Source organism: Mesorhizobium sp. C264A, from assembly GCF_040324515.1.
GTDB lineage: Bacteria > Pseudomonadota > Alphaproteobacteria > Rhizobiales > Rhizobiaceae > Mesorhizobium.
Map to the genome: position 1 here is coordinate 1,141,588 of NZ_JAMYVY010000001.1, position 15,219 is coordinate 1,156,806.

Annotated in this window: 16 protein-coding genes; 9 read left to right on the forward strand and 7 right to left on the reverse strand. The window is 62.2% G+C overall.

All coding sequences use genetic code 11. The annotated features are described in order from the left end of the window. Nucleotides 1–117: 117 nt before the first annotated feature. Nucleotides 118–801 (forward strand): response regulator, encoded by a 684-nt coding sequence (locus tag NKL04_RS05500; RefSeq protein ID WP_023701705.1) that lies wholly within the window; start codon nt 118–120, stop codon nt 799–801. Nucleotides 802–924: 123 nt separating this feature from the next. Here NKL04_RS05500 and NKL04_RS05505 read toward each other — a convergent pair whose 3' ends face one another. Continuing rightward, entirely contained in the window at nt 925–2,268 is a 1,344-nt protein-coding gene (locus tag NKL04_RS05505) for a hybrid sensor histidine kinase/response regulator (RefSeq protein ID WP_023701704.1), read from the reverse strand. A gap of 3 nt (nt 2,269–2,271) precedes the next feature. After that, complete coding sequence (locus NKL04_RS05510; protein ID WP_352653838.1) at nt 2,272–3,456, reverse strand: FIST N-terminal domain-containing protein; 1,185 nt, start codon at nt 3,454–3,456, stop codon at nt 2,272–2,274. Between the two features lie 248 nt (nt 3,457–3,704). Here NKL04_RS05510 and NKL04_RS05515 point away from each other — a divergent pair, with 248 nt between their 5' ends. The 4 genes from NKL04_RS05515 to NKL04_RS05530 all read left to right on the forward strand — a co-directional run bounded on the left by NKL04_RS05515 (nt 3,705) and on the right by NKL04_RS05530 (nt 8,804). Then, on the forward strand, nt 3,705–4,205 hold the full coding sequence (locus NKL04_RS05515) for a (2Fe-2S)-binding protein (protein ID WP_023672624.1): 501 nt from the start codon (nt 3,705–3,707) through the stop codon (nt 4,203–4,205). Between the two features lie 122 nt (nt 4,206–4,327). After that, complete coding sequence (locus NKL04_RS05520; RefSeq protein WP_023672623.1) at nt 4,328–6,673, forward strand: xanthine dehydrogenase family protein molybdopterin-binding subunit; 2,346 nt, start codon at nt 4,328–4,330, stop codon at nt 6,671–6,673. Nucleotides 6,674–6,778: 105 nt separating this feature from the next. Next, complete coding sequence (locus NKL04_RS05525) at nt 6,779–7,576, forward strand: FAD binding domain-containing protein (RefSeq protein WP_023697650.1); 798 nt, start codon at nt 6,779–6,781, stop codon at nt 7,574–7,576. A gap of 205 nt (nt 7,577–7,781) precedes the next feature. Further along, nucleotides 7,782–8,804, forward strand: a complete 1,023-nt coding sequence (locus NKL04_RS05530) for an acyltransferase family protein (RefSeq protein WP_023688179.1) — start codon at nt 7,782–7,784, stop codon at nt 8,802–8,804. A gap of 66 nt (nt 8,805–8,870) precedes the next feature. On the opposite strand, the gene NKL04_RS05535 is transcribed toward NKL04_RS05530, so the two are convergent. The 5 genes from NKL04_RS05535 to NKL04_RS05555 form a co-directional block, all read right to left on the reverse strand. Then, a complete protein-coding gene (locus NKL04_RS05535) occupies nt 8,871–9,377 on the reverse strand; it encodes a GNAT family N-acetyltransferase (protein ID WP_023701701.1) in 507 nt (168 codons plus the stop codon). Continuing rightward, entirely contained in the window at nt 9,377–10,132 is a 756-nt protein-coding gene (locus NKL04_RS05540) for a copper homeostasis protein CutC (RefSeq protein WP_023697648.1), read from the reverse strand. Before NKL04_RS05540 ends, NKL04_RS05535 begins: the two co-directional genes overlap by 1 nt. 114 nt (nt 10,133–10,246) lie before the next feature. Beyond that, nucleotides 10,247–10,678 (reverse strand): cupin domain-containing protein, encoded by a 432-nt coding sequence (locus NKL04_RS05545; protein ID WP_023681708.1) that lies wholly within the window; start codon nt 10,676–10,678, stop codon nt 10,247–10,249. Between the two features lie 77 nt (nt 10,679–10,755). Then, nucleotides 10,756–11,142 carry a hypothetical protein gene (locus NKL04_RS05550; RefSeq protein WP_023697647.1) on the reverse strand — a complete coding sequence of 129 codons (387 nt, stop codon included), beginning with the start codon at nt 11,140–11,142 and terminating at the stop codon, nt 10,756–10,758. 64 nt (nt 11,143–11,206) lie between these two features. Next, nucleotides 11,207–11,803 (reverse strand): alpha-ketoglutarate-dependent dioxygenase AlkB, encoded by a 597-nt coding sequence (locus NKL04_RS05555; RefSeq protein WP_023701700.1) that lies wholly within the window; start codon nt 11,801–11,803, stop codon nt 11,207–11,209. Between the two features lie 52 nt (nt 11,804–11,855). Between NKL04_RS05555 and NKL04_RS05560 the strand changes: the two genes are divergently transcribed. From NKL04_RS05560 to NKL04_RS05575, 4 genes are all read left to right on the forward strand, one after another. Further along, entirely contained in the window at nt 11,856–12,185 is a 330-nt protein-coding gene (locus NKL04_RS05560; protein ID WP_348529202.1) for a KTSC domain-containing protein, read from the forward strand. A 136-nt stretch (nt 12,186–12,321) separates the two neighbouring features. Beyond that, nucleotides 12,322–12,702 carry a hypothetical protein gene (locus tag NKL04_RS05565; protein WP_023697645.1) on the forward strand — a complete coding sequence of 127 codons (381 nt, stop codon included), beginning with the start codon at nt 12,322–12,324 and terminating at the stop codon, nt 12,700–12,702. Between the two features lie 422 nt (nt 12,703–13,124). Then, nucleotides 13,125–13,952 (forward strand): phosphogluconate dehydrogenase C-terminal domain-containing protein, encoded by an 828-nt coding sequence (locus tag NKL04_RS05570; protein WP_023697644.1) that lies wholly within the window; start codon nt 13,125–13,127, stop codon nt 13,950–13,952. A gap of 324 nt (nt 13,953–14,276) precedes the next feature. Next, nucleotides 14,277–15,218, forward strand: a complete 942-nt coding sequence (locus NKL04_RS05575) for a D-ribose ABC transporter substrate-binding protein (RefSeq protein WP_023701699.1) — start codon at nt 14,277–14,279, stop codon at nt 15,216–15,218. Nucleotide 15,219: the final 1 nt, after the last annotated feature.

Here is a 15,219-nt window from a genome sequence, read left to right on the forward strand (position 1 = left end):
TGATTGTCTGATAAAGTCGGCTTCGCCTCCTGGGGTTAAGATGGCGATAGACTATTTGCCAATAAGCTGGCCATACCAGCGGGAGTATCGTGCCCAGGGAGGACTGAAACGAACACCATGACCGCAGTCAACGATCGCGCCCGGTTTCTGATCATCGACGACCATCCGCTGTTTCGCGAGGCGCTGCACAGCGCCGTGCAGATGGCGTACCCGGAAGTCGACACGGTGGAGGCGCGCTCGATTGCCGAAGCGCTCGATCTCCTGGGTGGGATAAAACCGTTCGATCTGGCGCTGCTCGATCTCAACATGCCCGATGTGCATGGCTTTGACGGGTTGCTGCAGCTGAGGACCCGCCATCCGCGGCTGCCGGTGGTCGTCGTCTCGGGCTATGAGGAGCCGAAGATCATCTCCGAGGCGTTGTCCTATGGCGCTGCCGGCTTCATCCCGAAATCGGCGCGCAAGAGCGATCTTGCGGCCGCAATCCGCTCGGTGATGGAGGGCGCGATCTATGTGCCGGAGACCTATGAGGGACAGCCGCCCGACGCCGACAGCGCCGACCGCGCCGACATGGTGCAGCGGCTGGCCAAACTGACGCCGCAGCAGCTGCGCGTGCTGCAGATGCTGCGCCAAGGCCTGCTCAACAAGCAGATCGCCTACGAGCTGCAGGTCGGCGAGACCACGGTCAAGGCGCATGTCTCGGAGATCCTGCGCAAGCTCAACGTCTACAGCCGCACGCAAGCGGTGATCGAGGTGTCGAAGCTGGACAATGCGGAGCTGTTTCGCGATCAGGCCGGGTTTTGATCTTTACCCTCCCCCTTGTTGGGAGGGTCGATCCGCGAAGCGGAGCGGGGTGGGGGACCTTGGCGCTGCACCCCGCCCCGGCGTTGCGCGCCGACCCTCCCCATCAAGGGGAGGGTATGGGGCTCAAGCCAGCAGATGCGCCAGCAGCGCCCTTAGCTGCGCCGGTTTCAGCGGCTTGCGCATCAGTTCGATGCCGGCGGCGCGGGCGGCTTTGGCGACGGCCTCCGATCCGTCGGCGGTGACGATCAGCGCCGGCACGGCGCGGCCGAGATAATCGCGCACTTCGGCTATTGTTGCGGTGCCGAGGTCGCCGTCGTCGAGATGCTGGTCGGCAATGACGATGTCGGGCACCCAGTCGGTGTCGCCGAGCAGGCTGAGCGCATCCTCGGTCGAGGTCGCGGCACGCACCAGGCACTGCCAGCGCTCGAGCAGGAAGGTCATCGCCTGCAACACATCGGCGTCGTTTTCGACCAGCAGCACCTTGGTGCCGAACAGGCCGTAGCCGCGCGGCCGCTCCATCTCGGCAAGGCTGGCGATGGCGTCGGCGCTGGCGCCGATGCCGACCGGCACATCGATGTGGAAGATGGTGCCGCGCCCGACTTTCGACGAAAACGTCACGGGGTGGCCGAGCGCGGCGGCCATGCGCCGCACGATGGCAAGGCCCAGCCCCAGCCCGCCGCCGGAAATTCCGGCATCGGCCGGAATGGCGGAGCCGCGATGGAATTCCTCGAACACCGCCTCGCGCTGGTCGTCGGGAATGCCGCAGCCGGTGTCGGCGACATCGATGCGGATGGTGTCGCCGCGATGCCTGGTGCCGACCAGCACGCCGCCCGAGCGGGTATAGCGCAGCGCATTGGACAGGATGTTCTGCAGGATGCGGCGCAAAAGCGTGCGGTCCGAACGCACCACGGCGCTGACCGGGCGGAATTTCAGTGTCAGCCCCTTCAGCTTGGCAACCGGCTTGAAATCCGAGCGCAGCGACGAAAACAACGTCTCCAGATTGACGTCGCCAATGTCGGGCTGGACCACGCCGGCGTCGAGCTTGGAAATGTCGAGCAGCGTGCGCAACAGGTCTTCCATCGTCTCCAGCGAGCGCTCGACCTGACGGACGAGTTTCTTGCCCTCGTCGCTGGTCTGCACTTCGGCCAGTGCCGAGACCGAGAGGTGGGCGGCGTTCAGCGGCTGCAGCACGTCATGGCTGGCGGCGGCCAGGAACCTGGTCTTGGACAGGTTCGCCAGCTCGGCGTTTTCCTTGGCGGCGCTGAGGTCGATGTTCGACTGTTCCAGCCGGCGCAAGGTCGAGTGCAGTTCCTCGGTGCGCATGCGCACCCGGTTTTCCAGTGAAATTGCAGTCTGGAACAGCGAGAAGGCATTGCCCTGCTGGTCCATCGAGCGCTCGACGCGGCTGACCAGAGCGGCGTTGATCTTCTTCAGCCTGTCGACGTCGTCGATGTCCCTGAGCGGCATGGGCTATTCCGCCGCCTGGCGTTCGCCGAAGGCGATGCCGGTGAAAGTCTGGTTGAGGTGCATCGAACGATACTGTTCGCCATAGGTGCCGAAGCCGATGACATTGTTGACCCGGTAAAGCTCCGAAATGTCGCGGAACACCTGGCGGTTGCGGGCGTCGAGCCGGCGCAGCACGCAATCGAAGCCGAGGATCATGTCGATGCCGCCGAGCCGCTCCTCGACGTCGCGCAGTGCGGCGCGCGTCGATTCCACCATGTCCTTGGGCTGGGCGATGGACAGCACGACGCCGTCGTCGATGGCGCAGAAGAACGACAGCGAGCCGTCGGGATGCATCTTCTGGATCGAGCGGCAGTAGTATTCGCCGCCCACCTTCACCACAACGGGGTGAGAGGCGAAGCTCAGCGGCGTCAGGTTCTGCGCAACGATGCCGACCGAGGCTGCATATTCCTCGGCCGCATTGGTGGCGTTGAACTCGCGCACGGTGCGGTGGTCCGGGTCGGATGCCGTCACCACCAGCTTTTCGTCGGTGGGGATGAAATTGTCGGTCTTGAAGACGTGGAAGGGAATTTCGGTAGCAATCAACACGATGATGGCGCTGTCTGACGCCACCTTGCCGTTCGAAATCAGACTGGTGGTTTCGAATTTGAGGTCGTCGCCCGCCGAACCGCCGAGCAGCGGGATGTCGTCCAGCCCCCAATGGATGGCCGAGGTCACCGCTTCCTCGGCAAAGGACAGGCCGTCGATGAAGCAGAGCGCGAAGGTGCTTTTGGTATGGCAACAGCCGAGGCGCCCGCGCAGTAGGCGCCGCAGGGCCTCGACTTCATCAGTGATCCTGTCCATGCCCGACGAGGAGAGATTGTCGACCATGGTGCTGACCGCCGAAAACGACGCGGAGGGAAAGAGCAGCGCCAGCACATGGCCTTCCTCCAGGCCCTGGGGGGTAATCTCGCCGGCGGTCGAGCAGGCGGCGTAGGCCAGCGTCGGCGCGTGGGTCTTCAGCCCTTGCGAAAGGACGCTCGCGTCAAACAGGCTCTGGGAGAAGAACAGCAGGGCAAAGCCGGCATCGATGGCTGCGGCCTCGACGGCGACCGCCAGGGCGAATGCATCGGCGTCGGGCTCGTCGGTGGTGAGCGCCGACAGACCGGATGCATAGCTCGTCCGTGAACTGGCCAGAGGCTTCCTCCCGATATCCTCCGACGCTTCCTGCGCGCGCCCGTTTTATGTCTCTCGGCGCGCTGGCGTCGAGGGCATTGTTGCCCCCTATTCGCTCTTTGGCAATGGGGCGGACAGGCCCATGATTTTCGTTTTCTCCATGACCGAAAGTACAATGAGCGCCGTGTGTTTTTTGCGCTTTGTGCAGTGTACCAATAGCGCATGGCCGAGCGCCAAAGCCGCATCGGCAGCATGACTACCAAGGTCATACCCAGGGAGGATGCATGTCGGACGTTTCGTTTGTCGTGAACGGAAAACGGATCAGCGGCGCTGCCGAGGACCGAACGCTTCTGGTTCATTTCCTGCGCGAAAATCTTGGTCTCACCGGAACGCATGTCGGTTGTGACACCTCTCAATGCGGCGCCTGCGTCGTGCATGTCGACGGCAGGGCAGTGAAGTCCTGTTCGATGCTGGCTGTGCAGGCCTCCGGGTCGACCGTGGTGACGATCGAAGGGCTTGCCAATGGCGGCGACCTGCATCCGATGCAGGCCGCGTTCAAGGAACATCATGGGCTACAATGCGGCTTCTGCACGCCGGGCATGATCATGACCGCGACCGACATGATCGCGCGCCATCCCGAAGGCCTTGACGAGGCGACGGTGCGCGCCGAGCTCGAAGGCAACATCTGCCGCTGCACCGGCTACCACAATATCGTCAAGGCGATCCTTGCCGCATCGCAAACGATGGCGAAGGCGCCGAAGGGCAGGGTGAAACAAGCGGCGTAGAAAGAAGCGAGTAGTGAATAGTGAATAGCGAGTAGTCGGTTTAGCCGAACCGCTCCGAGCACAATTCCCTACTCACTGTTCACTATTCGCTACTCACTATTCGCTATTCCGGAGGAATTCCTATGGGCATTGAAGGCATCGGCGCTCGGGTCGTGCGCAAGGAAGACAAACGGTTCATCACCGGCGCCGGCCGCTATGTCGACGACATGGTGGTTCCCGGCATGAAGCATGCCGCTTTCGTGCGCAGCCCGCACGCGCATGCTCAGATCAAGAAGATCGACGTCAGACGAGCGCAGGCGATGCCCGGCGTCATCGGCGTCTTGACCGGCAAGGAGCTCAAGGCCGACGGCATCGGCAACCTGATCTGCGGCTGGATGATCCATTCCAAGGACGGCTCGCCGATGAAGATGGGCGCGTGGTCGCCGCTGGCGGTCGACAAGGTGCGCTATGTCGGCGATGCGGTCGTCATCGTGGTGGCGGAAACCAAGGGCCAGGCCCGCGACGCGGCCGAAGCGGTCGAGATCACCTACAAGGAATTGAAGGCGGTGGTCGATGCCACCAAGGCGCTGCAAAAAGGTGCGCCGCAGGTCCATGCCGAAGCCGAGGACAATCTTATCTTCGACTGGGAGATCGGCGATGCCAAGGCGACCGACGCGGCGATCCAGGCGGCGGCCCATGTCACCCGCATGAAGATCGTCAACAACCGGCTGGTTCCCAACGCCATGGAGCCGCGCGCGGCCCTTGGCCATTACGACAAGGCCGAGGACCATTTCACCTGCTGGACGACGTCGCAGAACCCGCATGTCGCGCGGCTGGTGATGAGCGCCTTCTACAATGTCGCGCCGGAAAACAAGCTGCGCGTCATTGCGCCCGATGTCGGCGGCGGCTTCGGCTCGAAGATCTACATCTATCCCGAAGAGATCGTCTGCCTTTGGGCGTCGAAGAAGACCGGCGTGCCGGTCAAATGGGTTGCCGACCGTACCGAAAGCTTTCTCACCGACGCGCATGGCCGCGACCATGTCTCGACAGTCGAAATGGCGTTCGACAAGAACAACCGGATCACCGGCTTCAAGGTAGACACCATCGCCAATCTCGGCGCCTACATGTCGCTGTTCTCGTCTTGCGTGCCGACCTATCTCTACGCGACGCTGCTGTCGGGCCAGTACAACATCCCGACGATCCACGCCAATGTGCGCACCGTCTACACCAACACGGCACCCGTCGACGCCTATCGCGGGGCAGGGCGGCCGGAAGCCACGTATCTGCTCGAACGGACAATGGAGACGGCCGCGCGTGAACTTGGGGTCTCGCCGGCGGAGTTGCGGCGCATCAATTTCATCACCGAGTTTCCGCACCAGACGCCGGTCATCATGAATTATGACGCCGGCGATTACGGCGCTTCGCTCGATGCGGCGACACAGGCGTCCGACTATGCCGGCTTTGCCAAGCGCAAAGCGGCGGCCGCCAGCCAGGGCAGACTGCGCGGCATCGGCATGAGCTGCTATATCGAGGCCTGCGGCATCGCGCCGTCGGCGGCGGTCGGTTCGCTCGGCGCCGGCGTCGGTCTGTGGGAATCGGCCGAAGTGCGGGTCAATGCCGTCGGCACGATCGAGGTGCTGACCGGCTCGCACAGCCATGGCCAGGGCCATGAGACGACCTTCGCGCAACTCGTCAACCAGCGTTTTGGCGTGCCACTGGACTCGGTCTCGATCGTCCATGGAGATACCGACAAGGTGCAGATGGGTATGGGCACCTACGGCTCGCGCTCGGGCGCGGTCGGCATGTCGGCAATTGCCAAGGCGCTCGACAAGGTCGAGGCCAAGGCCAAGAAAATCGCCGCCCATCTGCTCGAGGCCGACGAGGGCGACATCGTCATCGAGAATGGCGAGGTCAAGGTTGCCGGCACCGACAAGAGCCTGCCCTGGTTCCAGGTGGCGCTTGCCGCCTACACCGCTCACAATCTGCCGGCAGGCATGGAGCCGGGACTGAAGGAAACAGCCTTCTACGATCCGGCGAACTTCACTTTCCCGGCGGGCTGCTACATCTGCGAGGTCGAGATCGATCCGGAAACCGGCACGACCGAGATCGTCCAGTTCGTCGCGGCGGACGATTTCGGCAACATCATCAACCCGATGATCGTCGAGGGTCAGGTGCATGGCGGCATCGCCCAGGGTATCGGCCAGGCGCTGCTGGAAGGCGCGCACTATGACGATAGCGGGCAGCTGCTGACGGCGAGCTACATGGACTACACCATGCCGCGCGCGGACGACTTGCCGTCATTCAAGGTGTCGACCTCGAACACGCCGTGTCCGAGCAATCCGCTCGGCATCAAGGGCTGTGGCGAGGCCGGCGCCATCGGCTCGCCGCCGGCGGTCATCAACGCCATCACCGACGCTTTGGGGATTGTGGACATCGCCATGCCGGCCTCGCCGTCGACGGTGTGGGCGGCGATTAGGGCGAAGAAATGAGTGAGTAGGGAGTAGTGAGTAGGGAATGGGCATTACCGGAGATGACAGCGTCCCTATTCCCTACTCCCTACTCACTACTGCCTAACCACTTCAGGGGAGGATCCCATGTACGCAGTCAACTACCACCGCGCCGCCTCGGTCGCCGACGCCGCCAAGCTGGTGAAGAGCGGCGACGCCAGGCTTTTGTCAGGCGGCATGACGCTGATCCCGGCGATGAAGACGCGGCTCGCCGCACCCTCCGACCTGATCGACCTGTCGCGGATCAAGGAACTGCAAGGCGTCAAGGTGTCGGGCAAGACCGTCACCATCGGCGCCGCCACAACCCATTACGACGTCGCCAATGACGAGAAGCTGCGGAAGGCCTGTCCGGCGCTTGCGCACCTTGCGTCGCTGATTGGCGATCCGGCGGTGCGCCACAAGGGCACGATCGGCGGCTCGGCCGCCAACAACGACCCAGCCGCCGATTATCCGGCGGCGCTCTTGGCGCTGGGCGCCACCATAGTCACCAACAAGCGCGAGATTTCAGCCGCGAAATTCTTCACCGGCCTGTTCGAAACGGCGCTGAAAGAAGGCGAGATCATCACCGCGGTGAGTTTTACCGCGCCGGCCAAGGCTGCTTACGAAAAATTCCGCAACCCGGCCTCGCGCTATGCGATCGTCGGCGTGTTCGTGGCAAAGGGCAAGGACGGGGTCAGCGTTGCCGTTACCGGCGCCGGCGATGACGGTGTGTTCCGCTCGAAGGAGATCGAAGCAGCACTGGCGAAGAATTTTGCCGCATCGGCGCTCGACGGCGTGAAAGTGCCGGCGAAGAATTTGATGACCGACCTCCACGCTTCGGCCGAATACCGCGCCAATTTGATCGCCGTGATGGCCAAGCGCGCGGTGAACGCCGCCAACGGTTGAACAGTGCCAATTCGAGACGGGAAGGGGCCATTGCGGCCCCTTTCTTTTTTGCGATCACAAACGTTGGCGCCAACACGCGCCAATCTCAAAGCTTCGCACTTGCACAAAGTTATCCCGCACTGCAATATAAACCGGGCGGGAATACGAGGCGAATCCGTGGCGCAGCGATGCGCGCTGCATCGGTTCTTGAGTGCGAAGGACGGGCATGGCCGACATCTCCGCAGCGTCTGTTGCCCTGCCGCGGGCCACAGCCGACAAAGCAGCTAGAGCAAGACTGGCCTATCTCGATGGCTGGCGCGGGCTTTCGATCGCACTGGTGCTGATCGGCCATTTCTTCCCCGTTCCCGGGATCAATCTCGGCGTGCTCGGCGTCGAGTTCTTCTTCGTGCTCTCAGGCCGGCTGATGGGCGAGATACTGTTCATCGAACGCTTCCCGCTGAAAAAATTCTTCAAGCGCCGCTTTTCGCGCATCTATCCCGCGCTTTTGGTGTTCGTGATATCAGCCATGATCGGGCTCTCCGGCACCTTTATCGCCTTCAAATGGAAGGCGGCGCTGACCGCGCTGACATTCACCTACAACTATGCCGGAATTCTCATCACCCGCGCCGGCGCGCTCGACCACATCTGGTCGCTATGCGTGGAAGAGCATGCCTACATCATCCTGGCGCTGATCAGCGTGGTGGTGACCGGGCGGGGTAATGTCGTTCGGCTGCTGGTGACGCTGTCGCTGCTGGCGATGGCCAATGGCGCCATTTCGTACTGGGTACTCGGCATGGATTACGAGCACAGCTATTGGCGCACCGATGTGCATATCGCCTCGATCCTGCTGTCGGCATCGATCTGCCTGCTCAAGCACGATGATCGGCTGCCGGCATTCCTGAAGAGCCCCTATGTCAGCCTCGTGTCGGCGGCGGCGGCTATATTGCTGTTCCTCGATCCGGTGCCGACGCCGATCCATTACCTACTGGCGGTGCCGTTGCTGGCGCTTGCCGTGAATACGCTGGACACCAGCAACTGGCATCTTACCGGCCTGCTTTCATCCAGGCCGATGGTGATGATCGGGCTATGGTCGTACTCGCTCTATCTCTGGCAACAGCCCTTCTACAAATTCGTCGCCGAGCAGGGCAGTGCGCCGATCCCGATGCTGGCGGCTGTCTTCGCCTGTGCACTATGCAGCTACTATCTGGTCGAGAAGCCCGCGCGGGCCTGGCTGAACCGGAATTGGTGAGGGCTACGGACTCCTAATCTTATGCTGCCGCGACGATCTGCTTGCCGATCATCAGCCAGCGACCCATCAGCCGGCGATCTCCTTGAGGTAGTAGCGCACCGCCTTCTTGCCGCCATGGATCACCGCGTCGCCGACCTCGGCGAAGCCAAGCGCGGCATGGAAGGCGTCCGAAGCCGGATTGGGAGGTTCGGCATTCACCTCGCAGGTGACGATGCTGTGGCCCGCGCGGGCGACTTCCCCGAACAGATCCTCGTAGAGCCGGCGGGCATGGCCGCGGCCGCGCGCTTGCGCCGCGACGACGACGCGGTCGACATAGACGAAGCGTGGATAGCGCTCGCGGAACCAGAGGAAATTCGGGCTGTCGTAGGCCGCATTCTGGTCGAAGGTCATGATGAAGGCTTCGAGCGTGCCGATGCGCCTGACGTAAAACGCTTCGCCAAGCAGGAAGGACAGCCGTTCGGGCTCGAGCCATGACAGTTCGGCGGCGTGCTCATTGTTGAGTGCGAGGATGGCCGCTTCGTCCTGAGGCGAGACACGGCTGATCGGCGACGGCCCAGTCACGGCTTCGCTCATCATGCTCTGGCCGCCGCAATCGTCGCGGCAACCAGCGCCCCATCGGTGACTGTGGTGCGGTATTCGCGGTCGAGATCGCCGCCGCCCATGCCGACTTGCGGGTTGCGGTAGGCCATGGCGCTCGGTACATCCTTGAGCGCGGCGAAGTGCATTTCCGTCAGCCCGGTTGATGCCAGCACCCCGGCGATGTTTTCGGGGTCCAGCGCGCCGCAGCCGAGGATGATGATGCGGCCGTCGGCCTGGCGGACGAGATCCGCCAACAGGCCGGCGCCTTCCACCGCGGTGTCCCTCTGGCCGCTGGTCAGCACGCGGCCGACCTTGCAGCGGATCAGCGCTTCCAGCGCCTCGGCCGGGTCGCGGGTCATGTCGAAGGCGCGGTGGCAGGTGACGGCGAGCGGACCGGCGGCATGGACCAGCGCGCCCATGCGGGTTTCATCGATGGTGCCGTCGGCATCGAGGCAACCGACAACGACGCCGGCGACGCCGAGGTCACGAAGCGCTGCGACATCGGCGAGCATCGAGCTGTATTCGGCCTCGCTGTAGAGGAAATCGCCGCCGCGCGGCCGCACGATGACATGGAAGGGAATTGTCGCGCTCTCGAGTGCGGCGCGCACCGTGCCGAGGCTGGGCGTGATGCCGCCTTCGACCAGGCTGGCGCAGAGCTCGACCCGGTCGGCGCCGGCGGCCTGCGCAGCCAGCAGTCCATCGATGCCTTCGACGCAGATTTCGATCAGGGGGCGAGCATTTCCGACCAAGGGGCGATCCTTTATGATTGCATGACGGCCAGCCCTAGCATCGGCTCGGTTGGTGGGGAAGCCGGAACAGCCAGTCGCTGCTTGGGCCAGCCCGGCAACCCGGCCGATCCGCAATTACTGGCGCAGCACCGTGTTCTTGGCGCCTTGTTCGACCTGGTCGATGACCAGCAGCTTGACCGGGCCGTCGCCGATGTTGGTGGCCTGGTGCCACTGGCCGATCATCTCGATGATGAAATCGCCCGTCTTGTAGGTGTTGCTGTTGCCGGTCTCGACATTCGTCACTTTGAGTGTCCCGGCCTCGACATAGGCGTAGCGGGCAAACGGGTGCTTGTGCACCGGCAGAGTGGCACCGACCGCAATGTCATAGGTTGAAACCAGGACCTGGACATTTTTCTGCGGCAGCACGATCGGCTGGCCGGACGCCGTCTGGCTGCGATCGGCAAGCGGTGTGACGACAACCGGCGGGATGGTACTGTCCAGCGCCCGAGCGGGGTTTGCAGATAGCGCTGCCGCGAACAGCAGCATCGATGCCAGGATCTTTCGCATGGTTCCTCCAGGTTTTACCGCCACCGCGCGGCGCGACGCCAAAGTTCTAACTCTCGTCAGTTACTGGAGACACAACGTCATCCGCCGGTGCCGTCGTCCATCATCGTATTCGTGAGCGCTTCATAGATGTTGCTGCATACCTGAGACCGCGGACAGTGTTTTACGATGAATGCCGGCACGACAGTCAGTGCGGCGGCGATCAGGATTTGCAGGAAGAGAGGAGCAGGCTCGAAGCGTTTGCCAAACAAGGCTCGGCAAGCGAAGTAGAGACTTTGAGCCAGGCACGCCCAGACAAGGACATGCAACAGCGTGCTCGTTGCTCTTGCATAGGGCGTTATGTATCCGTCGGGAAAGCCGACCATGCCAAGGTCGACGAGCCACTGCAGAGCCAGCAGGCAGGACAGGCATGCCCACAGAAAGGGCGCTACGCGGGTAACTAAAATTCTGCTGCGGTCAACGCTCATGTGCAATCGAAGCACAACAGCGCTCGGCCTTCCAGAGCGGCTGCTGCGTGGCTTGGAGTATCGCCTATTTAAGAGTGCGCAGCGTGATGGAGTAGCGGTGACCGGCGACCGGCGGAATGCTGTGCTCCCACTCGTGGCGCGCCGGACCGTCCATGAGATAGAGGGACCTCGGTTCGACCTCGATCGTCTCGCGATCCCATTTGGAGCCGTTTTTGCGGCGCAGCCGAAAGCTGCAGGGCGCCAGCAGCGAGACGCCGGCGACGAGATCGAAATGCGGCTTGTCGCGATGCCAACCTATGCCCGCGCCCGGCGGATACTCGTTGATGAGCACTTGGGCGAATTCCGTGGCCTGCCTGCCGGCAAAATCCGCGACCTTGTCGCGAAGCGGCAGCAGGAATTTCGGGATGGGCGGCGCTTCGACGACCTGGCGCCGGTCGTAGTCATAGCGCCAGCCGAAGCCGGCGACCTGCCGGTTGGCAATATGGCCATGGAAATCGAACGGCTTGAAGGACAGTTCATTGAGGTGACGGACCAGTTCCGCCTCTTCGTCCGTTGTGATCAGGCCCGGCCGGTAGGAAAATCCTTCCGGCAGCGTGTCGGCCGCGCCGAAGAGATCGCCCTGGCTGGCATACGCTGTTGTGCTGGATTTCGTCTGTGCCATCTGACGGAGAGATAGGAAGCCTCGCCGCCTGGGCAAGATTTTCGGCGTTGTGATGCGCCTCCCTGACGGAACCTCCGCATCGTTGCGGCATTACGCATTTTCGAAGCAGGATCTGGGGCGAAGCAAGATTTTGGGACGAAGCAGGATTTTCGACATGCCGTCCACTGCCATCCGCAACACCCATTACGACCCGTCGACGAAAATCCTCTCGGTCTGGTTCGTTCCAAGCGGAGCCCGCTACGACTATGAAGAGGTCGAGCCTGAGACCTATGCGGCGTTCCGGGCCGCCTTCTCGAAAGGGCAATTTTTCAACGAGTTCGTGCGCGACCGCTACCGGTTTCACTTGGTTGAAGAAGGGCGTCCGCGAGCAACCGGGTTCTGAAGGTGCGGTGATCCGTATAAGGTCGCGAACCCCAATTGCTTTTCAAATTGACTTGTTTCAACCTGCTTTGTGGGGACGGACAATGCCGTGGTCGAGATGGCCGTAACATTGGGGGAGGCAGCTTTTGAAATGCATATTGATTATACTCGGCGTGGTAGGTGTCCTGTCTTCCGCTGCGTCTGCAAAAGATAATCGACAACACATCGACCCTGCCTATCAAAAAAACATCAACTATCTGGCCGGGCTGTCCGACGCCCAGTTGAAATTGGTCGTAACATGGTCAGCTAACGTCATCGCCGTTACGACGCGATGCCCGGCGCTGCAGCTGACTCCAGACGGAAAATCCAAAATAACGGCGATATACATCTTGTACGATGTGCAAGATAAACACCTGATACCCAATCCCCCCGAATTCAAGAGAGCCATCAGGTTTTATGAAGGCGCTTACCGCACGGCGGCGCAACGCACGGACAGCTGTCGGGCGGAGAAAGCCAAGGACCCGGGAAGCTACCGGTAAATAGTTGTCGGCATGATCGACTAGAAGTGATTTGGCTCGCCGGAACCCCGGCGAAGCGCGAATTCTCTATAGCCCCTTCGCCAAATCGCCGTGAGAACTCACGGCCCGAAAACGCGACCGGACCGCGCGGACGCGCTTCGCCTTGCTGGTGACGCCCCCACCGTCACTTCGCAACCGAGCCCCCGAGAAAATGGACCTGGAGGCTTCTAGCGCGGGCATCGATTGTCTGGAAAGGCAACGGCGCTCTGGCTTGGTTGAATTATCGGCCGCCACCGCGGAAATCGTGCGGACGGAAGCCAAACGGCGACTGCATAGCCGCTCATCAAAGCCCTGTTCAACTCCTCAATTCGTGGTAAGGTGATTATACCAGTTAATAACATGACGATCGGCGCGGCCGTCGTTCAAAGCGGGAGTAGGGATAGATGACGACGATTGCGCTGTTCGGTGCCGGCGGCAAAATGGGTTACCGCCTGTCGACCAATTTTCGCGGATCGCCCTACACGGTACGCCATGTCGAGGTCAGCGAGGCCGGCCGCGATCGGCTGAAGACCGGACTGGGCTTCGACGCGGTCAGTGCCGATGCGGCGCTGGACGGGGCGGATATCGTCATCCTGGCCGTTCCCGACACGCATATCGGCAAGGTGGCGGCTGATATCGAGAGCAAGCTCGCGCCTGGCACGATGGTGATAGTGCTCGACGCGGCCGCACCCTTCGCCGGCCATCTGCCCAACCGGCCGGACCTGACCTATTTCGTCACCCATCCCTGTCATCCGCCGATCTTCAACGACGAGACCGACATGGCGGCCAAGAAGGATTATTTTGGCGGCGTCAAGGCCAAGCAGCATATGGTCAGCGCGCTGATGCAGGGGCCGGAAGCGGACTACGCCAAGGGCGAGGCGGTCGCGAAAATCATCTGGGCGCCGGTCATGCGCTCGCACCGTGTCACCGTCGAGCAGATGGCGCTGCTGGAGCCCGGTCTATCGGAGACGGTGTGCGCCTCACTGCTTGTCGTCATGAAGGAAGCCGTCGACGAGGTCGTCGCGCGTGGCGTCGACCAACAGGCGGCGCTCGATTTCCTGCTCGGCCATATGAACGTGCTCGGCGCCGTCATTTTCGGCGAGACCAAGGGTGTGTTCTCCGACGCCTGCAACAAGGCGATCGAATTCGGCAAGCCGGTGCTGATGCGCGACGACTGGAAGCGGGTGTTCGAGCCGGAAGAGATCGCCGCGAGCATTCGGCGCATTACCTGAGAAAGGCCGAGTCGGGGGCTTGCCGGAGCGCCTCGGTGGCTCGACACACCCGCCATGACACCCAACTGTTTTTGCTCAGTGGGCACATGTCACCTCAATTAGTGATTGACTCATCATACCAGTTGGCTTAGCTGTTGATGGCTTGGGCAAGGGTTCGCGGGAAGTACGAAGCCTGGGCGAGTGGAGGGACGGCGAGGGAGCAGCGATCGTTTGGGAAGCCGGCACCGGCATTCAGCCTGAACCGATCGGCGGCCCGCTTTGCGCGACGAATTCGAATGCAGGGGCCTTGATTGATCAAGGCAATTTTTCAAACGGGAGGACATCATGAAACTCACACGCAGAATGACACTTGCGGCGTTCGCCGGCATGCTGGCGCTTGGCACGGCGGTGCCCGCCTATGCGGCCGACCTCATTGCGATCATCACGCCCTCGCATGACAATCCGTTCTTCAAGGCGGAAGCCGTCGGCGCCGAAGCCAAGGCCAAGGAACTCGGCTACGAAGCGCTGGTGCTCGTCCATGACGACGATGCCAACAAGCAGTCCGAATTGATCGACACGGCGATCGGTCGCGGCGCCAAGGCGATCATCCTCGACAATGCCGGCGCCGACGCCACCGTCGCTGCCGTGCAGAAGGCCAAGGACGCAGGCGTGCCGTCGTTCCTGATCGATCGCGAGATCAACGCCACCGGCGTCGCCGTGGCTCAGATCGTCTCCAACAACTACCAGGGCGCCCAGCTCGGCGCGCAGGAGTTCGTCAAGCTGATGGGCGAGAAGGGCAATTTCGTCGAGCTGGTCGGCAAGGAATCCGATACCAATGCCGGCATTCGCTCGAAGGGCTATCATGACGTCATCGACGATTATCCGGACCTGAAGATGGTCGCCCAGCAATCGGCCAACTGGAGCCAGACGGAAGCCTATTCCAAGATGGAATCGATCCTGCAGGCCAACCCGGATATCAAGGGCGTCATCTCCGGCAACGACACGATGGCCATGGGCGCGTATGCGGCGCTGGTTGCGGCGAACCGCAAGGACGTCATCGTCGTCGGTTTCGACGGATCCAACGACGTGCGCGATTCGATCACCGCGGGCGGCATCAAGGCAACCGTGCTGCAGCCGGCCTATGCGCAGGCGCAGATGGCGGTCGAGCAGGCCAACGACTTCATCAAGAACAAGAAGTCGCCCGAGAAGGAAAAGCAGCTGATGGACTGCGTGTTGGTCAATGGCGACAATGCTTCCAAGCTGGAAACTTTTGCGCTTACCAACTGAG